Below are 19774 nucleotides of genomic sequence, written 5' to 3' on the forward strand. Positions count from 1 at the left end.
GATAAAATCAGGCTTTATCGTTCAGAGCAATCATAAGGGTATTGGAGTGGTATTGCTGGCTGAAGTTTGTGCCATTCAGAGATCCGAGAAGATCGACACCTCCATCATGCACTTTGTGCAGAACGATGCTTCCCGGCCCTCCGGACTCAGAGATATAGGCGTTGCTGTCATGGTAGCTCACGGCGACGTCTGAAAGAGACTTGAGATTGGTCGCCAGCAGTTCACCGTTCGCGGGATTTAAGCCAGCCACATCAGCCATGTCAGAAGCCTGCATGTTGACTTCTGTGGCTGTGTAGCCTTGCCCATATGTCAGGTAGGCATTGCCCTGCCCCAGAACGATGGTCGCATTCACGTTGGTTTCCGCCTGGTAGTTTATCTGCCCTCCGTTGGCATTGATATACAGGTTTCCACCATTGCTATCGACGCCAGTAATATTCGCTGAGGCCTGGTTGTTCAGCGTGATCGAGCCAGCCCCCGCGGTGAAGTAGTCATACCCTGCCCCATCAACTGTCATGTTGCTGGAGCTCCCGGCAAGCGTAAGTCCGATTGTGCCGAGACTATAGCTCAGGTGCCCTATGCCATCCAGCGTGGCCCCGACATAGTTGCTTTTGCCACCATAAAGGAACATCGAACTCATTTCACCGAACACTGAGGCAGACCCATCGCCGGTTTTGGTCAGGACCCCTCCGCCATTTCCCTGGACACTGACATTGCCGCCCGAGACCGTAAGATTGGCTCCGGCCCCCTCAAGGGTAATGCCCGGCGTTCCAGCCACGTTGTTCAGCGAACCTGAAGAAGACAGGGACGCCGCGATGTTTGTCTGGCCAGTGACCGCAGAGAGATTGAAATCTTTATAGCCCCCAACCATGACCAGACTGTTGGCGGACGTGAGATTCAGACTTCCGCCGCTTGATACAACCGTAGCGGTATCTGCAGAGAAAGAGGTCGTTTCAGTTGCACCGCTGGCTATATTCAAGCTGGTGGATGTCGTTGGGGTCTGATTATTGCCACCCCCGCTTTCTGAAGACTGATCCCCACTGCTGATGACCGGGAGGGCTGATAAATAGTCCCCCTTGTCAGTCCGGGCGTCTTCAACACTCCCCACGTTCCCGCTTAGATAGACGGCTCCGGTCCCGGTCAGCTTTACGCTCTCATTGCCAGTGCCCTCGATTTCCACGCCTCCGATCACATTGCTCAGGTCTATTGTGGCGTCATACCCATTCAGGTGAATGATATCGTTAGTGCCCTCCGCGTCTACGGTGATAAGCACCCCCTCGGGGCTTCCATTATAGCTTGAGAGTGCCACATTTGAGGTACCGTCGGAGGGGAGATGAATGGTACTCACTGTGGTGGGGCTTACCGGATCCACCCTTACATAGCTCGGATCTTCATCTGAAACGGAAACTTCTTTCTGGGCTGCCGTTGAATATGTGACACCAGCTTCGTTGGATGACGTGATCCGAACATGGTTCACATCCATGGTCGCGGTGTATGGGGCGCTGGTGGACCCGTAAGATGCTCCCTCAGGCCCGATGTAAGCCCCACCCAGAGACCAGGCTGAGACATCCTCGTATTCGCTTGCGTGTGTGGGGTCATTCCTGACCAGTCTGGCGATCAGAGAGTTCACGCAGGCGTTCAGATTGATGGTCACCTGATGGAACGGTTGATTGTTTCCACCATCCAGAGGGAGAGAGTCTTCGACTTCCGCTGGGTCGCCGTGCCACGTGCCGCTGCTGTCCTGGTAGATGTAGTTATTGGACAGGTTGTAGATGCCGGCAGGAAGGGATGTGCCCCCACCCGATGTAGTAGCCAACTGACCGCGATCATCCGCCATAACCGCCTGCATGAAGTAGCCCGCGGCCGGGATTTCAGAATACTTCCCGTTCAGATTGAAAAACACCTGGAAGGCGTTGTAAGTGAACCACGCGCCGTTATAGCCGTTCTCCTGAACGTTCGTGATTTTTTCATTGGCGGTGAAGGTTATCTGGTGATCGAAAGTATCGGCTACTCCGGACACCTTGTTTTTGGTCTGCAGGAACACATCGGCATTGCTCCCTCCGCCCTGCGTTAGCGCATACGTGTATCCGTACTGTGCTGAATCATAAATGGCGAGCTTGCTTGTATTGCCCGGCACTGACTCTTCCCACTCGCCAATAGGCACGCCCCCCAGTGACGCATCTGCATCGGCTGTATCACTGGTGTCTACCTCCGACGGCTGGAAATACCCTGGCGCAGACCATTGGGTGATATCCCACCCCGTATCGACACCACCGGGGAGTTTTGACATTTCGGGATTGAAAACCTCTTCTGTCCCGGTCACCTCACCGGTATTAAAAGCGAGATTTGGCCCGCTCACGCTTGGATCGTCGAAAAGGAGTTTTGAGTCTGAACTGTCGGAGGATGATGACATTTGGGTAAGCCGACAAAGTCGACCCTTCTAACATTGGACCTGCTTTAATATTGTAACGACAGTTATTACGAGGATATTAATAGAGGGCTATTATATTTCGTTTACACCAATGTATAAAAAGGTAAATAGGAAATTAATATTCAAAATAAACCGGTCTAGGTATTATGCAAAAATAAGATAGGCGCTCCCTGAAAAGGCAAAAAAAACTCCCTCTCCAGGAGGAGAAGGAGTCTCAAAGGAGGAGTGCTCCGATTAAGGGGATGGCCCATCTTCGTCAGCAGAGGGGGGTGAAGACCCCGCGCGCTCCATTGCTCCGCAAGGATTTTCCTCCGGGCGGATAAACGCCTGAGCGTGATAGGCAAACTCCCCATCAACTAGCGTTTCACCATCATGCTGCACCAGGCGCAAAACCGTATCATGCCCTTCACGTCTATAGAAGCAGCCATCACTGCCCTTCCCTTCGGAAATGCGGACATTCTGGCCGTCTTCATTAACGATCCAGTATTGGGCTTTATCTTGCTCTCGCGTCACACTCATAATCGTCCCTTTCAGCAGATCTATACCGAAAATCCTAGCAAGATGCACAGCAAGGGACCATGAGAATATTCTTACATGGGCCGGAGGCTGATAGACCGCCCCGGATGGTTTACATGAAATGACAAATCACCTAATTTATCCTTGCTTTATTTAAACTTGTTTCCTGATGGGGCTTGATTGATGACCGACTACGAGAGGCGTTCTAAACCGAGGTCAGAAAACCCCAAAAATCATCAAAACTCCCAGTTCCTCATGATCCAAATTTCATGGTTTCTGGCTGCCTGCTCCTGCTTTTTCTTCCTCTTAGGAATTCTTCTCCCGGCCACTTACCCTTATTGGCGCATTTGGCTGCTTGTGGCGGCCTTGGCTTCTTTCGCACTATTCGCATCCTTCGTGTATCTCCACTTTTCTGACATCGAGATATTGGATGATTACCTAACGAGACGAAGGCGGAGTGCCGAAGCACTCAGTGATATTGAGCGTGAGTTTCAGGCTATGCGAGATCATGTTTTGCGCCAGAAAGAAATGGAAAATGAAATTTATCGCGAATTTCAGGCCATGAGAGATCATATTCATATTTTACGCCAGAAAGAGCAAGCTCAGAGGAGATTTGAGCACGATTTCAAAAGACATAATGCAGAGGGAAGCGCCGACTATCATCAGCCGCGGTCCAAATATGAAGAGGCCATGTCCATTCTTGGTCTCGAACATGGATTTTCTCAGGGGGATCTGAAGAAGGCATGGAAAAAGAAGGCCTTTGACACGCATCCTGACCACGGCGGCAGTAGCGAAAAATTTCAGGAAGTCACTGACGCATACAATTTTCTAAGAGCGTGAGAACGCTGCGTCTTTCCTGTGCTTGAAGATAGAGCGGCCGGCCAGGCTCTCAGCCCGATATAAACCCGTTGTCATGATTATAGAGAGAAGGCCTCTCTCCGACCTTGTTACCTTCGCCTCCGGAGGCAAGTCGGAAGGAAAGCCTTCTGCCCACAGATAAGCCGCCGTCACAGGCGGCCGCCATTTGGCCAGATCATGGTATTTGAATATTTGAAGACGGAATCATCAGGCCCAGAAAGTCCATATCCGACCGGCGACCACATTCGCCTGGGGGCGGCTTTGCCATGGGGCGCGGTAAGCTGATGAACGAACGGGAATAACATCGCATAGGCGATGAAATAGCCTGCAGTCTCTGCCACGCGGAAGAGCGCCTTAGCGGAGACGGCGCCTGACGTTGCTCTCACGAAGGGATATTCCCTGACGAAGCAGCACGGCGCAAGAGCATGCACCCTTCCCTGTGAGGTCGTGCGGCTCATTCAAAAAAAACGGGGTGGTACCACATTGGCACTACCCCGTCTGTTTTAGCGGGCCAGCATTTCTTCCCGCATATACAACTCCCACAAACCGCCTGTTCTGAAGACGATCATTTTCTCGGTTCTGGTCAGATCCCGGAACCTTTTCCCGGCCAGCCGCTTTTTCCAGAATTCGGTTTTGGCGGGTCGCGCAGGCAAATGCAGAAGATGCCTCATCGCGAAGTAGGGAGACCGGATTGCCTCTTCCATGGAGAAGTTTTCCGGTATTGCCTGGTCGAAATGCTCATTCATTTTCCGCGTTGTGAGGAGAACCTGCCCTTCCGGAGGCATGTCATGCTCACATTCAAACTGGTCCTGTGCCCAGCCCATTTTTTCCATTAGCGGGAACCGCTGGCTTGTAAACCTGGAAACGACTGGGGAGAAAATAAGCCCCACAACAGGCGGCCCCATCCAGAACAGTATCCAGAACGGCGATATGCCAAGGCGATGCAGTGCGCCCGGCGTCGCATACGGAAGGATCTGCTTCCAGATATACACCGCCAGCAGGATACCGAACACGCTTGAAAGCGTATAGGCGGCAAACGCCTCAGACCAGGTTACAGTCCGCCCTTCCCGGTTCTGTGACCCCCAGACCATCTTTTTCCCAGTGGCCCATTTCACAAGGATTGTGTTGACGATGATCATCATTGTGGCTGAGGTGAGCCAGCCATTGGCCATAACCAGAAATGATGACCAGATCAGTTTAACCGGCCCGCCATAACGATGAAGGTTGCGCGTCTTGTAGTGGTACAGAAGGTTCGCGCCAAGCGGCAGGAAGATCATGACGAGGAACAGGCTTAGCACCACAGGGCCCAGTGCACTGAACTTGGCAATGATCATCTTGGTGCGCAGCGGATGGTGCAGCATGTAGGCAAAGCCTACAAAGCTCATGATGAAAAACACCATGCCGATGATAGCGTTGAAATAATTTAGCGTGGACATCAGCAGGTTAGTCTTGCCGAACATAGTCAGGCGCTGAAGCATGAAAATGCGTAGCCAGTCCAGAGCGCCATACATCCACCGCGTCTCACGCTTTGCAACGTCAATGATGTTGTGAAGCTGATCATCAAAGCTGGGGAAATGATGCATTCTCCAGCACTCATAGCCAGCGCCTTCCAGCAACATCGCCTCGATATAATCGTGCGACGTGGGCTTGCCTGCTGCGAACGGACCCTTCTTGTTGAATCGCGGCAGATTGCAATGCTCTTGCATCGCCCGGACGTTCAGGATGGCGCCATGGCCATAGAATGTCGCCCGGTTCAGGCGATAGTGGTTCTGCGCCGCCGTGCCGATGACAATTCCGATATTGTGCCCGAAGCTTTTGATCCGCCCGAAGAGCGTTTTGGAATTCACCTCGTAGCTGATGCCCTGAATGATGCCAATGCGATCATTGCCCTGCATGGTCCGCGCAAGATCAATAGCGGTTTTTCCCGGCATGATGGTATCGGCGTCGAAGACAATCATGAAGTCGTACGAATTACCCCACCGGCGCAGGAAGTCATCCATGTTGCCGACTTTGGCGTCACCGTTTACCACGCGGTTGCGATAGGCGATCCGCGCGTTAGGGAACATGTCGTTCATCACGTAAACGGCATGCTTCTCCTGCGCGATAACGTCCTCTTTGCGGCTGTCAGACAACAGTATCCAGTCGAACTGGTCGATTTCCGGATATTCCTGCATCTCGCTCATTGTGGCCGTAACAGAGGCGCAGACCCGCCGGGCGTCCTCATTGTAAACCGGCACAACGACAGCAACCCGCGTCTCCGGCCTTAGCTGTACAGCGTAGTTGGTCGGATTCAGAGGGTCTTTTGAGGCCGGTCGGAGCGCATCCCACAAGCCGAAGACTGTGGAGAACAGGTAAGAAGATGCCACAAAGCCAAGGATTGTTGACACCGTGATAAGTGGAACGAAAAGCCACGGGCTGACGTTGTAAACAAACATCCACAGCATGGAGAGCGCGGCGGTTGTAAGCGACAGCGAAGCGGTAAGGATATTCAGGATGATCACGCGCTTTCTTCGAGCGCGATCCAGGTCATCCAAAGAGGGCGGCATGCGCTCGTCTCCAGCAGAAGGTCGGTTCAGTTTTAGTATATGAGGCGCTCTACAAGCATCTGCGTGTGATGGTCGTACTGCGTGGGTGGCTCGCCCAGGCTTGCCTTGTTGACCGGAGGTGCCCACGCAACAGCCGGAGATTGGGCCTTGAGGAGATCAAGGAGGAGCGCCAGCGTCAGATCTTCCTCGCGGATGTGCTCCGGGATGTATATGCGCGCTTCACGAGCTATTAGCGCAAGGCGTGTGCCCTCATTGGAGGTCTCTGCCCTGCGCCCCGCATTCCCGTGATGATATTCATCCGCCTGATACATGTCGCTGTCAGTTCGCCGCTCCATGGTGTCACAGGAATTTAACACCTAGTCCTCCTAGCAGGTGCCCCTCCGCCTCTTTGAGACAGAGAGGCCACCAATCAGATTGCTGCGCCCATCATTGCCGGATAAGCAGCGGTCATGATGATCCCGACGGCCTGCTGAAGCGTTACGCTGCGGCTGACGGGAATGTAGACCATGTCCCGATCTTCAATCGGGAAGTGCTGAGCAGCTTCCATGCCGTCCGGCCGATCAAAATTGATCCGGTAGATGATGCGCTTATCGTGCTTGAAGATGAATATGGCCCGTCCCTGAGCAGTCGTAGCGTTCATGTCGCCGCCGCCCGAGAGAACCTCGGCCAGAGTGGGTGCCGTGTCGAATGGAACCGCAGTGGGTGTTTTCCAGCCACCGCCAAGACACAAAGCGCGCACTGCGGGCTTGTGCTGCAGAACAATCCGGTCGCCGGGGTGCAGAGGAATGGGGCGCTCAAGAGCACTCTTCATGGGAATGTCGAAATTCTTCCCGGTGCGGACCAGAAGGACATTATTGACCGCCAGATCGCTTCCGGCCTTGCTGGGGTCGAAGACCTTGAAGCCACCAGCTTTCGCAACGGCCTCGGCAAGATCAACGCCACCCTCTGACCAGTTCAGCACAGTCGGAGTGTTGACGGCACCCATAACAACAATGTTCTGGCTTTTGTTCTCTTCGACCTGAAGAGAGGCGACTGCCTGCGGAAAGAGACTGATACCGGCATATCGCCGTGCGATAACGGTCTCTGCCTGTGCCGGCGTCATATTGCGAACGCTCACATTGCCGACGTAGGGGAGATCCACGCGTCCCTGGAGATCAACAGGATAGTGGCCGAATTCCTGAGGCTTGGGGGCGGAAGAGACCCCCGTCTGGCTGTCAGAGGTCTGAGACCAGAGAGCCAGTTGCACGATATCGCCAGGCGAGAGAACAATGCGGCTCTGCTCGGGGATGGAGACCTCTGCGATAATCCGCTGAAGGGCGGCCTCCTGCGATGTGCTATAATCCGCCTGCAACTGCTGGGCGATCTGATCTGTCACATCCACAACGGGCACATCATTGTATTTCGGATCCAGAATCAAGGACGCATGCGGACCGGCAGACGGCATAAAGGCGCAGGCGCTCAGAGACCCCATCAGAGGCAGAAGGGGCAGAACTTTCAAAAGTCGCCGCGTTGAATTCCAAGCCATGTTTTTCATAGAACCCTCGTGTAAAATACTGTTTTTTCTATTGAGTTTTAAGTCTGCGGGGCCACAGGCTTAAGGACGGCGTACACCAGATAAGAGGCCACAAGAGTGATCAGGAACCACTTCAGGAAGCGCGGTTCTGTGGGGTCACTAGGGGAGACAGGTGCTTCGATAACGTCCATGTAGTAAGCATTCTGCACGGCGCGCTCTTCAGCCTGCAGCAGGCTCTGGTCATCAAGAAGAACGACTGAGGCCAATTCCTTGATGGCGGACTGCAACTCCGTGAAAGATGCATAGAACGGAGCCATCTTCTGAGACACCGCGCTACGGCTGGCCTCAATATCCGCGTCAATCGACCTTACCTGCGCGCGCAGCGCTTCGAGTTGCTGCGAATGTGCTGCCAGATAGCTGGATGCCGCGGCCTTGGATGAAACGTTAATCCGGGCTTCCTGGAAGGTATCGATGGTGTTGAGGAGAGACTGATAGGCAGCATCATAGTCTGCAATGCCGTGCTCTTTCTGGAAGTTCTGCATTCGCTCAAGAGTTGAGGCCAACGAGGCCTTGTCGCGAGACGTCTTAGCCTTAAGCATTTCCATGTCGGCACGGTAAGCTTTAACGCCAGACTGCTTCAGCTCCTCTTCCGCGAGCTTCAGAACCTTCTCGTTGAGACCGTGGACGAAATCACGGCTATAGCCATCAACATTCAGCTTCACAGTGTTAGAGGTTTCATCGACCTCCACCGTAACGTGCCCACGGTAATAGTCCCACAGGCGCATGTTATTCGTGCTGAAGAAGGAGGCGACGCTGCCAAACCCGGACAGAATATCCCCTCCGCCCCAATGGCTTTTGAGAGCCGGGATATCAAGGAGGGACAGGCAGTCATTGCCGTTGACGAAGGTTTTGAAAACGTAGCTTCCGGGAGACGCAGACGAACCTCCAGCGGCCGCCGCCGCACCGCCGCCAGCGGAGGGCTGATCACTGGCGCTGTAGATTTTAACGACACTCTCGCTCTCGTAGCGTGGCGTGGCAACCAGACCAAGGTAAGCCCCCACAGTAAGTGTCGGAAGTCCGCAAAGAAGCCAGAAGGACTTTCTCCGGAAAAATATCAGTTTGTTATCAGCCATCATTTCTCGGTATGTTCACGGGTCATCCCGCTATTAATTGTGAATCCTGCTGCGCAAGATCGATCTGTTGGGTTTTGGCACATGCCTTTCAGACCATTGCGCCCATCCATCCTCCAATATAATCCAGTCCTGGCTATAAGCTGAGGTCACCACCTGATCTTGATATCAGAAGGCAAATCAACTTTTCCTTTCTAAAGACAAGGTATATTGCCTTGAGCGCGTCTTGTCGGCAAGGCTTTTTGCCCGAAAACAGGGAAAATCAAGATCATTTAATGCAAAATGACCTTGTTGCCCGAATGTTTCCTATAATCCTTGAGATACTTTAAGGAGAAAACTCGTTTTCCGGCGTTCTGGTGGGGTGGCCAGGGGGTGAATCCAACACCACTTCCGACAGACTGAGAGAAATTTCCATGTCAGGAACAGGCACTAAATCATCCATTTCGTGAATATGGATAGAGGCAAGTGTTTCCGTGAAAATCACCCCTCTTGGCGCGGACAGCCCTATTGGGTCGAAAATATCCTCCCACCAGCATCCCACAATGCGATCATCGTTAGGCTTTGCCACATCTTCGGCCCAGAGGACCGCGGCCATCTGCCAGCCGTCTATGCTCGTTAGTCCGCTCCCTCTGGCCCGACGCTGTCCGGCTGGTGTCAAACGGAGCATATTTTCGCAAACGACGGCTGCCTCAGTCGCTCCGGATTTAATCAGGGTGGTGGCCCGATCCAAACTGGCGCACTCGCTGTATTCGTATTCTTCGAGCTCTTCTATCGCGCCTTCACGGGTATCGGACGCCATGAAGCGGCAGCAATCGCATTCGTCGTCAAAAAATACGCTAAGCCACTGCTCGGATTGTTCCGCCAAGCCATTCTCAATGGCCCAGTCCGATATGGCGCTATGCAAGCCCCGGTCTGCCTGAGCGCGATGGATATCAAAAAACAAAAGCGGGCTACCAGAGCAGGTTTTTACCTCCCAGGTGGGTGCATCCCCCAGCCTGGCTATCTCCCTCCAGGCTTCTGGACACGGACTGACGGAAAGACCATCCCCTTCATAGGACAGGGCCTTGCGATGCGTTGGCTCCATAGTGCCTACGTGGAAAACCTCAGGCAGTGAACAAACCGGGACAGTGACTGACATAGCTAAGCTCTGAATGTGGGTGCTGTTTTCAAAGTCTCTGTTTCGCGTGCAACCCACAACAAGGCGGGCGGCTCAACAGAGAGCCTGTCGTTCCATTGGCCAGGATTTGCCTGTTTCTGCGCGTCTTCGGATATCCCTGGTTCTGAATAGGGTATTCTTGTCAGAAGACAAGAGATCCAGAAGCTCCCGGTCTACCGTCAAATCTGAAAGCCGCTTCTCTGCTTCCCCTGCGTGCAGATCCATACCTATCCAGCGCCGCCCGGTCAGCTCCGCTGCGACATAGGTGGTTCCGGATCCGCCGAACGGGTCTAGAACGACACTGCCGGGGTCCGTCGCCATGGAGAGCACCCTATCCAGGAGCTTAAGAGGCAGGGCGTTAGCCTCTCGGTTCTTGAACTTGGCATGCCTTACGGGGCTAATGTCAGTCCAGACATCCGAAAGCGAGACGCCGGAGGGGTTCATGACGGATTTCTTCCCGCCGTAGTCGTGGACCTCCCCGCCGCAATGCCGGCAGCACTGTAGGGGAAGCCTATCGGGATGGAAGATGGCAGGGCGCTGCCCTTTGACGAAATACAGTAGAGAGTAGTGGGCGGGATACAGGCGCCCTCTTACCGGCATGCCGCACTTGAAGTCGACAGCGATTGAATGCCTGAAAGTGAGATGCCGCATGAGGTAGCTGCCAAGGGAAATGTTCCACTTCGGCAGGTTCCAGAGAAACAGGGAACCTCCGTCACGCAGTAGCCTCACGCATTCATCAAGCCAGTTTTCGCACCATTCCAGATAGCGCGAACTGTCGATGGCATCGTCCATTCCCGATGTATAGGCCTTGCCGAGATTGAACGGAGGGTCGGCAAAGATAAGGTCTACGCTACTGCTTTCGACCGACCGCATGATGTCCAGACAATCGCCCTCGTAGAGCAGGCCAAGATCAGTCGTCTTCAGCAGGCGGCCTTCCGCTTTAGTTTGCGCCATCCCAGTTCAAGTCCTATCCGGCCATTTATTCCTTGCTGGATAGTCCGTGAGCGCCAATCAGGCAAGGAATAAACCGGCGCACCGGGATGCCTATTCAATCCAAAGCCAGTTACCGCATTATGCTACGTTACCGGCAAGGGATGGACACTAACCCGGTATTTCTTGGTTAGGGTGCAGGACTGTCTTCCTCCGGGGAAGGTGTGCTTACCTCCGGATCAGGGTCCATGGAGTAATGACCAGCCCCATACGCCTCCTGGACGCATCCCTCCGCAGTAGGCGCGCGATAGGCTGGCCGTCCGGCATCTGTCACATCATACATCACCCAGTCGCCTTCCTGCCCGACCAGGGGTGTGCCTTCAAATTTTGATTTCCTCGCGAAGTCCGCGTAGTGAACGAAATCAAACCCATTCTCCACGACTACGGAGTGGAAAGCTTGCCAGAGCTTTTCTTTTTTGTCGCGCACCTGCGCCTGCGCCGATAAATACTCAGGCCTCATGTATCCCAGAGTTACCATTTCTCCTGATGAGGGGAGACGGAACTCCTGTCCCATTTTTTTCTCAAGCTCACTCGCCTTCTCTTGTATGACGCCGCGAATTTCGTCCGGGCAGTCTTCTTCAATCCATGGCGTCAGCATGGCGAAAGGAATGGCGCCGCATCGGGCATAGCCTTCAGCGTCTTTAAACTCCGTTCGTGGTCGTGATCGGTCATAGTATTCAATACCGACAGTCCCGATGCGGATTAACAGACGGCTTTCAAGAAGTGATGCGGGCTTAGACATTATGGAGAGTATCCTGTAATGGGGTGCGCAGGGTCATATTATGACTTTTGATGCATAGGACCAGAGGACTAGCCAGCGTTGGAGACTTTAATGAGCACTTCCGCCGAAGATTTGTGCAACTTACTTCTCCCTGAGCAGAAAAGCAGAACCATATCGGACATAATCGTTGATTCTATGGTCGCGAGCGCGTGCTGGATGATCTCTGAGGTTTGCGCTAAGGTGGATACCATGACGCCGGAGGAGCGAAAGTCCTTTGGTATCGGGAGTAAAGAGCGCCAGATCACTCAGCATTAAGGCGATGGCCCCTCCGGGAAGAGGGCATGCTGTGATGGAGCCATGTCGTATTCAAGCTTATCCATCATAATCGTGCGAGGGATTGAATCTGGGGTCCGGGCAATCAGATCCATCAAACCTTCCCGATCAAATCTCCGCTCACAGTCCTCAATTAGCGGTTTCAGAAGACCGAGCATGTCATCACAAGCGCGCTGCAACTCGTTCACGGAATTTCCCCAGTCGCGGAGGGCCGCCGCGCGGTCCCAGTTGTAAGGCTCAGGACTTTCGCTCTGCAGAATGAGGCGGATATTGCTCTCACCATGCCGGGTTGCGATTTCATACATCTTGCTCCCTGCCTCGTAGCGCAGGGCGCATGAGGGCATAGACTTCAGCAGAGCACAGGATTTCCAGAAGTCTTTCTTTTCAGCAAGGCGAAGTATCTCATCAGTGAACACGCGCTGCATAGTGTTGACCGCGGCATTCAGTCTCGCATCGGCCTGCGTATAGCGCTCAAAGGATTGCTCCAGCGAAAGCCCCTCCGCCGTCACGGATGGTGCACCTCTGAACTCTTTGGCTTCTGGCGCATTATCTGGCTCTGCCTGGGCCTGTTGATCGATGTGGCCGGACAGGAAGTAGTCCCTCAGGGTTTCCATGCTGAAAGCCAGCAGAATGCGCCCGTTCGGACACATCTTTTTCCCGACGGCCAGCGATAGCTGTGGGCGAGTGTTCTTGAAATCGGAATCACGAGGAATGCTTGCCCTGAATGGTGCGTTCTGCGGCGCGCGGCCGGCGCCGGGGGCGGCTCTGGGTTCGTGACGGGAGTTCATCGGTGTAACGTCCGGCATCCATGCAAGAGAATGAGCTCTTATCGGAGTTTGCTCAGTAAAAATGATATCCGATAAGCCATGCATAGTAGAGAAAATTTAGCTCATTTTGTTGGTGACTTGCATAATCGGCGATTATGATCTCAAGGATACTATTCTAAGTGAGGTAGAAAACGATGGCTCGCAAGACACCCGAACAAAGACTGTTCGTTGGAAACTTCCCTTCCGGCATAGTCTTTGCTGACAGATCGCGCGAAAAATGGGGCGATTACGCCCGATGTGCGATGATCTCATTCAGCGATCTGAAAGTCACTATCGAGAAAGACTGTCCGGATGCGCTGCGGCCACTCATTGAAGAGAAAAGCCTGGCATACCAAAGGATGGTGGGGCAACAGTTCCCCTACTCATCAACGCAGACAATTACGATGGGCTATGATCTGCCTGATGTAAGGCGCCAGAACACCGATCCTCGTTCCCCCGAGCACTGGCGGGCTGAAAATGAATTGGTGAGAAACAACGGATATGCATTCACCGATCTTGAAAAGTGGGTGAATGGCCTTGGGGATGGCCGCGCAGCGCCCCACGGTGATGAGGGCGGCACTATCATGTATGACCCCACCGGCCAAAAACCTGCCTACCGTCGCGTTTCTGCTGTCGAATGTATCGACGCAGCCATTTCAGAAGGACATTTCTCTCGTTACCCGGATTACATTCAGGAAGCGCTGCCCACAGAAGCCCTGCAACCTCTTGACGCGGATCTTGACGAGCCGGAGCTGCCAGAAGATGACGCTCCATCTCCTTGATCCTGAGACTTCTGGTGAGAAGAAAGGCGATGAAAGACAAAGCCTAAAATTCTCTGCGCACTGTTAATCGTTGGTTTCGCTTTGAGCGTGGGTGCTTTAGAATGCACCCATAGCAATAATTCCATAGCGAACGATTATGACAAGAAATAGCAAGAGAACTTCTTTTATCATCATCCCAGAGAATGACACCTTACATGGCATCATGGCGTCATTCTCCGACGATCCCTCCGAACTCCACAAACTCGCTTTGGCATGTGCGCTGACGCAAAGTCTGGCCGAAAGCGGGATTGATCCCGATCTCGCCTCCCTGATCGATGCGAACATCGCTAATGCCTATAAATCTGCGGACCCCATGGCCATCCTCGACTATGCGAATAGCATCGTTCGCCAGGATAAATCCGGAGGGATGGTCAATTTCCTTCGTGCAGTTGAAGAGAACGGCGTCAGTGCGCTCCGGCAGGGTCTTCTTACGCTCGTGCCCAACACAGTGCCTCTAAAGGCCCTTGCGACGAAGTATGGCCTTACTCTCAAGTCACATGCATCATCTGACGCCTGGGTGACAGGATTGGCGTCCATTCATGCCACAGCTTAGTCAGGAAGAGACGGATATGCCTGATATTGATAATTATTGGTCCGGAATGCCTCCGGGGGCAATGAGTTCTCTGGCCGGGAAACATTCTCTCAGAGACCGGGTTATGGGCAACCTTCTCACGGCGGATTACTCCCCGGAAAAACGCGGCTGGACCATTGCCGGCGGGCAATTGCCCGAGAAGACGACGGGGCGGCTTTATGAGTATGTCGGTCCTGTCAGCCTGACTGTCACCGTCAGCACATTAAAGGACAACGCCGCGACACAGCGCGTGCAGGCTTCAGTAAGGATGTTCGATTTCCAGACCCGTGCGGACCTGAGCAGGTCGCCTCATGAGGCGCAGACGGTTTAACCCCATCCGGTGCCGGACTTTTCCTTGGATCAGGAATAGCCCGACAGAGATCGGTCAGGGTGTGGGGGTAACGTCATCCTCAGGGGAAGGTCCCTCCTCCAACTTTGGAGCCTCCCAGTCAGAAGCCTTTGTAAGCTTCCCGCTGTTTGGATTGATCTTGTAGGTTTCCCCAGGAATTTCTGAACAAAGCAGGACTTCACCGCTGGGAAGCGCTCTCATGCTGGCATCGAAAGTTGGGGAGCCTGCTGTGGCCAAACTGATTGAAATACTGCCGGCGTCCAGCTCTATCTGAACGACCTCCGAATGCCCCTCCGGCTGGCCCGGCCGCGTGACGTAAGCCGTCAGTTTACCTTCTTTCAGGGCGTCCATATCGATGGTCAGCTTGCCCTGTGTGCCGATCTCAGGCGGCAGTTCCCCTTCTCTGCCCGCCGCAACGCGCCAGTCTGTTAATGATTGTGTCGGGCTGACAGAAGGCGCTATTTTTGAGGAGTCCATTTCTCTGCTCTTTCAGTGAAGTCTTCAGGCAAAAATCCCATCATCTGATGCAAAGGACAAACGCCTGAAGATGTATCTTGCATGGAGATTTGATAGTCTGATTACTTCAGAGAGTAAGGAAGAGAAGAGTGATAATTCCTATCCAGGCGCAGGCAAGTCAGTTTGGACCGTACAATGGAGAGGCCCCTCGTGCGGGCAATGGTGCTGAGGTCTCCTTCCGGAAGAATGACGAGGAGCCAAACGACTACCTCTACGCTATCCGTGGGGTTCTTTTCCAAGCGCACAGAGCTTATCTCGACCTGCTAAGCGACTGCGCAGAGAATTATGCGGCACCATCTTCTTTCATATCCAGTCCTTCACTGAACTGGATCGGGGAACAGCCTGGCAGGATCTCACCACAGGATGCCACCCTCCTTTTCATGTGCGGACAGATCGGACAAGAGCGCCTTGGCCTTTCAAAAGAAATGACAAGCGCTCTCCAGCGTGTATTCCCGGACAATCGCGCGCTGGGTTCCGGAGAGGTTATGTTCTCGGAAGAGGCCTATGATCTGCTTTGCGAGGCGGCTGGCATGGGGCCTGAGCTATCCTTCGATCCTGCAAGGTGGCCGGACTACGACTATGACAACGCTCCCTGTGATGAAGCACCATCTCCGTGATTGCTAACGCATGCCCTGCACCGCCACTTCCAGTGCAGGGGCTATCCCCTGCCCTTTTTGAGCCGGCGCGGGAGGTTTTAGAGAGCCTGTGGGAGTCTTACCGGTTTGAAAATGACCTGCCCGATTGCGACCGCCCCTCGACCAATATGTGCGTTCTAACGTCCCTGGCGCTTCTCAGGCATCTTCAGCAGAATGGCTATTCCGGCTGGTATGTCGACGGAGGGAGTCCAGAAACCGGATCTGGCTTCAGACCGTCAGATGGAGAGGATCTTGAATGGCATGTCTGGATCACAGATGGGGAGGTCATCGTCGATCTTACGGCCGACCAGTTTTCTGACCGGATACCAAGCGTGCTGATAACTGCGGCTGGTGATCGCCGCTACGCCACGACCGTGGCGTCGAGAATAGAACTTCCGGATCTGCTCAAGCTGGAGCCTGACGGGCAAGAGGCCGTAGATGACTGGGCCATTGCGATCAATGAGTGCCTGGCTCCTCAGGTGGCGCCCGTGGAGGATATTAGTCCGGTTGCTTAGGCTGCATCGACATCAGTGATTGCATACGCGGGATCATGAAGCGTGCTGAAGCACGCACAAATCTGCTCGGCAAGAATCTCAACCGTAGACTCTTCTTCCATGAAGAATTTTACATCGAGGGCTTGTCTTCCATTCCGGGGGAACAGGAAATCCAATGCTCGATTTACGGTCACAGATCTTCTGTCCACTGGCATAGTGCACCTCTTTTCAATTCAATCTCGTATCAGACCATTGAAAGTGTAGGCACACTTCTGACGAAAGGGAAGCTTGCCGTGCACCTTACGAGGCTCAGTTCAATGCTGAGCATCTTGTCTCACCCGAGGCCAAAACGGTAGGCAAGTCTTGTCATCAAAGGAACGCGACACTTAGTGTCCCGCAGACCCGTGCCTTTGAATGTTGAGATTGCTTCTTCCACTGCCCGTTCAAACTTGTCCTGTACTAACCCGAAAATCCAATCAATGGGGGCGATTTTTGTGCGGCCATAAGCCATTTGGGTTGCGTACCAGAAAATTCCCTCGTTCAAATCAGGCCCAGAGAACGTATCAAAGTGCACAAAATTCCTATCTAAAATTAATGCTTGCGGATCTTCTGATAAGACTTTTTGCTTAAACTGTTTTTTACGCTCTTCTTTTTCCGCCCACGCCTTATGGCGCTCTATCGCTAATTCGGCCGATTGCTTTTCATAGACCTCGGGGACTGTACCCCAAAATTCACTCGGAATCCCATCGAGAGCCAAGGCATTCCGCTTTAGAATTTTGATATCGCGCCGGCACTGATCCGCGATCAGTCCATATCCGAAGCTTCGGTTAACCTCCTCCCCCACTTCGAGGATATTCAGAGTGTAGAAAAAAGGACTTTTGAAAGCCTGATCCTCCGGATCAGCCGCCCCCCCAGGAGTGCTCCCCGATATAGTAGGGTCTGACAGTCGGGTGTAAGCTTTCTGCCTAATCTCTCGCTCATAAGCATCAGTATCAGTAGACTGCTTCTCGGCATGATCTTCCGCAATCAGGCCGCACCGCAACAATCCAAGATCGACATTTCCGGGGAGGCTGCCAGCTTGTTTGAAGATCGCATCCGTCCGGGGAAAGTTGGGAACTTGCATGCCAACACATTCAACGACCTGATCAGCGGAGGCCGTGTCTAAAGTGGAGCATTCGGACATAAGGAGAGCTTTCCGCGAAAAGGATTCAATTAATATGTTCTATGGAAATGATTTTATTGAAGGACAACAATATGAGCAAGAAAAAAGTCCGGACCAAAAATGACCCGGTCTCAATACTTAAGTCATTCCTTGTGGAAGGATTACGGGCTAGGCGTCGCCCCGCTATCATTCTCAGGAGATAACTCTACAGACAAGACCTCATCGTATGCTTCAGCCACATCCTCAAGATTCTGGTGCGTTCCAGCGACGGCAAGAAAAGCAATCTGCCCAGCAAGGTGTGAGAATTTTTCGCTGCTTCCTGGACGGCATTCTTCCATAATCTCACCGACCTTAGACTGGTATCTATCCCTCTGATCTGAGGAGAGCTCCTGCCTCTCTAATTTCCCCATCATATCCCAGGCCATAACAGACTGTTCCACATCGACCGGCCGGATATCCGAAGTCAATTCTTCCACAACATAGGTCATCTCGATCCAGATTCTACGGAATGATCTGAATTCGGACTGAACCTCCTCCAGTTTATCTGGAGCGTCCTTTCTTAACTGGTCCTCAATGCCCATCGGCAAATCAGGCCTGTTCGTCACGATCCAGGCAATGGCATGTCGAGGCTCAACGCTCACCTCGAACCCGCAATCATCCGTTAGGGCGGCGTACTGAAGCACGCGTGCTACCTCGGGATTGAGTTGTTCTACTGCATGGGCAACAGCATCTGCCGCATAGTCACCGCGCCAATCACACTTTATGAGGTCAGACACCTCTTTAGCCGTAGCTTTAGCGAAAAACGGAGTGGCGTCGAAGCTGTTTTTTGCGCGAAAATCGTCTGAATGAACTTCAGCCATAATAGTCATCATCATCTCCCCACCATGAACAAAGGAACCTTTTCCTCCACAAGACTGTAATGCGGTTGGATGCAAAGAAGAAGCATGGGAAGGCGTTAGTCGTGAACCTTGGAACCACCGTCCTGCCTGGCCCGCACCAGGCCGTAAACAAGCCCAAGAGCAAGCGTAGCGGCAGAGAGAGCAAAGACCTCCATCACATCGATCTTGCTCAGATCCATGACGATAAACTTTCGTACAGTGGCCATAATCCCAATAAGAAGCACAGAGCGTAATCTGATCAGGCTGTGAGATGAACTGGATGGAGTGACAAGGATAGAGTGCTTAAACTCCAGCGCGATCAGCACTGTGAAAAATAGACCAAACAAGGCCTGAAGAACTTCCGGACTTGTGGGAGATAGTGTCGCATCTCTGATCATGTTGATAACGGCATAAACCACATGGATAAGTCCGAGCGCAGCCACGGCTGTGATGCACAAAGTCAGAATTAACATTGCCATCTCTTCAAAAAGATCGAAGAGCTTTGAAATCCTCTCAAAACCGGGAAATTTATTGATCATCAGGCTAATCTTTCTAAAAGCGTTTAAGAAAGCCCTTTCTTATCCTTGCGAAATCAAAACTCAAGGCCTAACATTTTTATGGTGCCAAAAAATCTACTGGCATAAGCATATAGAGGATCATATGGGTTTTATCTCAAAGCTTTCCATTCTGGCGATCGCCACGGGTGCATTCGCCTCGCTTTCCAACTCACCTCATGCTTTCGCTGCGGCAGGCGACCTTAAGCCAGCCGTGAACCATATGATTGATGGGAGAGCCGGCACGTGCTCTGGGGAAGCTTTCCTTATTGAGGCCTCATTACACAACCCCGAAGAGACGCGTTTGGTCTCTGATACTCAACTGGCATGCATCCCGACAAATTACGATGCAGCAGAAAGGAATGAGGTTTCCGTCAAGAACCTCTCCTTCCAAGATATGGACACGGGGAAAAATGGCGGGGTTTATGGCCTCTCCGGCCATGTCAAAGTTTTCCCGAACGGCATCATCACCTATAACGGCACAGTCTTTGTTGGCCAGGAACGGGAAAGAGTCGATCTAATCACATCGACAAAGGTTCCCGTCCAGATCAGGAATGGTATCGTTCAGCCTCTTTCTCAGACATTGTGGAAAAATGGCATGCCAGACCATAAGGGAGAACTGCTGACACTCAAAGTGTCCCCTGTCGTGCCTGCTCTTTAAATCTCGATGCCTGAGCCGCGAATATAGCGGTTCCAAAGCTCTGCAGGAGCAGTCTGTTTTTCCAAACAGACTGCTCCTGCAAAACCTCCCCCCAAAAAACTTGTCTCAGAAATTGACCTTGGCGTGCGCCTGGATG

At 52.9% G+C, this 19774-nt stretch carries 22 protein-coding genes; 7 read left to right on the forward strand and 15 right to left on the reverse strand.

What is annotated here, in order from left to right:
- Positions 1–7 precede the first annotated feature (7 nt).
- Both AD930_RS06710 and AD930_RS06715 read right to left on the reverse strand, forming a co-directional pair.
- Positions 8–2287: a hypothetical protein gene (locus AD930_RS06710; RefSeq protein ID WP_156476902.1), complete on the reverse strand. Its 2280-nt coding sequence runs from the start codon at positions 2285–2287 to the stop codon at positions 8–10.
- Positions 2288–2662: 375 nt separating this feature from the next.
- Positions 2663–2947: a hypothetical protein gene (locus AD930_RS06715; RefSeq protein WP_061505613.1), complete on the reverse strand. Its 285-nt coding sequence runs from the start codon at positions 2945–2947 to the stop codon at positions 2663–2665.
- A gap of 180 nt (positions 2948–3127) precedes the next feature.
- Between AD930_RS06715 and AD930_RS06720 the strand changes: the two genes are divergently transcribed.
- Positions 3128–3784 carry a J domain-containing protein gene (locus AD930_RS06720; RefSeq protein WP_082781738.1) on the forward strand — a complete coding sequence of 219 codons (657 nt, stop codon included), beginning with the start codon at positions 3128–3130 and terminating at the stop codon, positions 3782–3784.
- Positions 3785–3951: 167 nt separating this feature from the next.
- Here the strand turns inward: AD930_RS06720 and AD930_RS06725 are convergent, their stop codons facing one another.
- The 9 genes from AD930_RS06725 to AD930_RS06770 form a co-directional block, all read right to left on the reverse strand.
- Positions 3952–4143 carry a hypothetical protein gene (locus AD930_RS06725; RefSeq protein ID WP_156476903.1) on the reverse strand — a complete coding sequence of 64 codons (192 nt, stop codon included), beginning with the start codon at positions 4141–4143 and terminating at the stop codon, positions 3952–3954.
- 162 nt (positions 4144–4305) lie between these two features.
- On the reverse strand, positions 4306–6348 hold the full coding sequence (locus AD930_RS06730; protein ID WP_061505616.1) for a glycosyltransferase family 2 protein: 2043 nt from the start codon (positions 6346–6348) through the stop codon (positions 4306–4308).
- Between the two features lie 32 nt (positions 6349–6380).
- Positions 6381–6704 (reverse strand): hypothetical protein, encoded by a 324-nt coding sequence (locus tag AD930_RS06735; RefSeq protein WP_156476904.1) that lies wholly within the window; start codon positions 6702–6704, stop codon positions 6381–6383.
- 53 nt (positions 6705–6757) lie between these two features.
- Positions 6758–7873 carry a polysaccharide biosynthesis/export family protein gene (locus tag AD930_RS06740; RefSeq protein WP_167375149.1) on the reverse strand — a complete coding sequence of 372 codons (1116 nt, stop codon included), beginning with the start codon at positions 7871–7873 and terminating at the stop codon, positions 6758–6760.
- Between the two features lie 47 nt (positions 7874–7920).
- A complete protein-coding gene (locus tag AD930_RS06745; RefSeq protein ID WP_167375150.1) occupies positions 7921–8997 on the reverse strand; it encodes a hypothetical protein in 1077 nt (358 codons plus the stop codon).
- Positions 8998–9316: 319 nt separating this feature from the next.
- Positions 9317–9934, reverse strand: coding sequence for a hypothetical protein (locus tag AD930_RS06750; RefSeq protein ID WP_156476905.1), 618 nt, complete (start codon positions 9932–9934; stop codon positions 9317–9319).
- Between the two features lie 267 nt (positions 9935–10201).
- Positions 10202–11101 (reverse strand): DNA-methyltransferase, encoded by a 900-nt coding sequence (locus AD930_RS06755; protein ID WP_061505621.1) that lies wholly within the window; start codon positions 11099–11101, stop codon positions 10202–10204.
- Between the two features lie 166 nt (positions 11102–11267).
- Positions 11268–11879: a hypothetical protein gene (locus AD930_RS06760; RefSeq protein WP_061505622.1), complete on the reverse strand. Its 612-nt coding sequence runs from the start codon at positions 11877–11879 to the stop codon at positions 11268–11270.
- A 290-nt stretch (positions 11880–12169) separates the two neighbouring features.
- Positions 12170–12997 (reverse strand): hypothetical protein, encoded by an 828-nt coding sequence (locus AD930_RS06770; RefSeq protein WP_156476906.1) that lies wholly within the window; start codon positions 12995–12997, stop codon positions 12170–12172.
- Positions 12998–13152: 155 nt separating this feature from the next.
- On the opposite strand from AD930_RS06770, the gene AD930_RS06775 reads away from it, so the two are divergent.
- The 3 genes from AD930_RS06775 to AD930_RS06785 all read left to right on the forward strand — a co-directional run bounded on the left by AD930_RS06775 (position 13153) and on the right by AD930_RS06785 (position 14720).
- Positions 13153–13779 carry a hypothetical protein gene (locus AD930_RS06775; RefSeq protein ID WP_156476907.1) on the forward strand — a complete coding sequence of 209 codons (627 nt, stop codon included), beginning with the start codon at positions 13153–13155 and terminating at the stop codon, positions 13777–13779.
- Between the two features lie 136 nt (positions 13780–13915).
- The gene (locus tag AD930_RS06780) at positions 13916–14371 is read left to right on the forward strand and encodes a hypothetical protein (RefSeq protein ID WP_156476908.1); all 456 of its coding nucleotides are present in this window, start codon (positions 13916–13918) and stop codon (positions 14369–14371) included.
- Positions 14358–14720 (forward strand): hypothetical protein, encoded by a 363-nt coding sequence (locus AD930_RS06785; RefSeq protein ID WP_061505627.1) that lies wholly within the window; start codon positions 14358–14360, stop codon positions 14718–14720. Before AD930_RS06780 ends, AD930_RS06785 begins: the two co-directional genes overlap by 14 nt.
- Before the next feature lie 54 nt (positions 14721–14774).
- Here the strand turns inward: AD930_RS06785 and AD930_RS06790 are convergent, their stop codons facing one another.
- Entirely contained in the window at positions 14775–15215 is a 441-nt protein-coding gene (locus AD930_RS06790) for a hypothetical protein (protein WP_061505628.1), read from the reverse strand.
- 128 nt (positions 15216–15343) lie between these two features.
- Here AD930_RS06790 and AD930_RS06795 point away from each other — a divergent pair, with 128 nt between their 5' ends.
- Together AD930_RS06795 and AD930_RS06800 are read left to right on the forward strand one after the other, a co-directional pair.
- Positions 15344–15871, forward strand: a complete 528-nt coding sequence (locus AD930_RS06795) for a hypothetical protein (RefSeq protein ID WP_061505629.1) — start codon at positions 15344–15346, stop codon at positions 15869–15871.
- Positions 15868–16404: a hypothetical protein gene (locus tag AD930_RS06800; RefSeq protein WP_061505630.1), complete on the forward strand. Its 537-nt coding sequence runs from the start codon at positions 15868–15870 to the stop codon at positions 16402–16404. Before AD930_RS06795 ends, AD930_RS06800 begins: the two co-directional genes overlap by 4 nt.
- Before the next feature lie 313 nt (positions 16405–16717).
- Here AD930_RS06800 and AD930_RS06810 read toward each other — a convergent pair whose 3' ends face one another.
- The 3 genes from AD930_RS06810 to AD930_RS06820 form a co-directional block, all read right to left on the reverse strand.
- Entirely contained in the window at positions 16718–17506 is a 789-nt protein-coding gene (locus tag AD930_RS06810; protein WP_156476909.1) for a hypothetical protein, read from the reverse strand.
- Positions 17507–17706: 200 nt separating this feature from the next.
- Positions 17707–18405, reverse strand: coding sequence for a hypothetical protein (locus AD930_RS06815; protein ID WP_167375151.1), 699 nt, complete (start codon positions 18403–18405; stop codon positions 17707–17709).
- Positions 18406–18500: 95 nt separating this feature from the next.
- The gene (locus AD930_RS06820) at positions 18501–18962 is read right to left on the reverse strand and encodes a phosphate-starvation-inducible PsiE family protein (RefSeq protein WP_061505634.1); all 462 of its coding nucleotides are present in this window, start codon (positions 18960–18962) and stop codon (positions 18501–18503) included.
- Between AD930_RS06820 and AD930_RS06825 the strand changes: the two genes are divergently transcribed.
- Positions 18955–19638, forward strand: a complete 684-nt coding sequence (locus AD930_RS06825; protein ID WP_156476910.1) for a hypothetical protein — start codon at positions 18955–18957, stop codon at positions 19636–19638. The two genes, AD930_RS06820 and AD930_RS06825, sit on opposite strands and share 8 nt — an antisense overlap.
- Positions 19639–19774 lie beyond the last annotated feature (136 nt).

The organism is Acetobacter malorum (assembly GCF_001580615.1).
GTDB lineage: Bacteria > Pseudomonadota > Alphaproteobacteria > Acetobacterales > Acetobacteraceae > Acetobacter > Acetobacter malorum.

Excerpts from the sequence above, each read along its gene's own strand:
- AD930_RS06745 (WP_167375150.1), bottom strand. The coding sequence starts at position 8,997 with ATGATGGCTGATAACAAACTGATATTTTTCCGGAGAAAGTCCTTCTGG.
- AD930_RS06820 (WP_061505634.1), bottom strand. The coding sequence starts at position 18,962 with ATGATCAATAAATTTCCCGGTTTTGAGAGGATTTCAAAGCTCTTCGAT.
- AD930_RS06775 (WP_156476907.1), top strand. The coding sequence starts at position 13,153 with ATGGCTCGCAAGACACCCGAACAAAGACTGTTCGTTGGAAACTTCCCT.
- AD930_RS06720 (WP_082781738.1), top strand. The coding sequence starts at position 3,128 with ATGACCGACTACGAGAGGCGTTCTAAACCGAGGTCAGAAAACCCCAAA.
- AD930_RS06790 (WP_061505628.1), bottom strand. The coding sequence starts at position 15,215 with ATGGACTCCTCAAAAATAGCGCCTTCTGTCAGCCCGACACAATCATTA.
- AD930_RS06785 (WP_061505627.1), top strand. The coding sequence starts at position 14,358 with ATGCCACAGCTTAGTCAGGAAGAGACGGATATGCCTGATATTGATAAT.
- AD930_RS06730 (WP_061505616.1), bottom strand. The coding sequence starts at position 6,348 with ATGCCGCCCTCTTTGGATGACCTGGATCGCGCTCGAAGAAAGCGCGTG.
- AD930_RS06755 (WP_061505621.1), bottom strand. The coding sequence starts at position 11,101 with ATGGCGCAAACTAAAGCGGAAGGCCGCCTGCTGAAGACGACTGATCTT.
- AD930_RS06710 (WP_156476902.1), bottom strand. The coding sequence starts at position 2,287 with ATGTCAAAACTCCCCGGTGGTGTCGATACGGGGTGGGATATCACCCAA.
- AD930_RS06780 (WP_156476908.1), top strand. The coding sequence starts at position 13,916 with ATGACAAGAAATAGCAAGAGAACTTCTTTTATCATCATCCCAGAGAAT.
- AD930_RS06770 (WP_156476906.1), bottom strand. The coding sequence starts at position 12,997 with ATGCCGGACGTTACACCGATGAACTCCCGTCACGAACCCAGAGCCGCC.
- AD930_RS06815 (WP_167375151.1), bottom strand. The coding sequence starts at position 18,405 with ATGGCTGAAGTTCATTCAGACGATTTTCGCGCAAAAAACAGCTTCGAC.
- AD930_RS06810 (WP_156476909.1), bottom strand. The coding sequence starts at position 17,506 with ATGCAAGTTCCCAACTTTCCCCGGACGGATGCGATCTTCAAACAAGCT.
- AD930_RS06715 (WP_061505613.1), bottom strand. The coding sequence starts at position 2,947 with ATGAGTGTGACGCGAGAGCAAGATAAAGCCCAATACTGGATCGTTAAT.
- AD930_RS06740 (WP_167375149.1), bottom strand. The coding sequence starts at position 7,873 with ATGGCTTGGAATTCAACGCGGCGACTTTTGAAAGTTCTGCCCCTTCTG.
- AD930_RS06760 (WP_061505622.1), bottom strand. The coding sequence starts at position 11,879 with ATGTCTAAGCCCGCATCACTTCTTGAAAGCCGTCTGTTAATCCGCATC.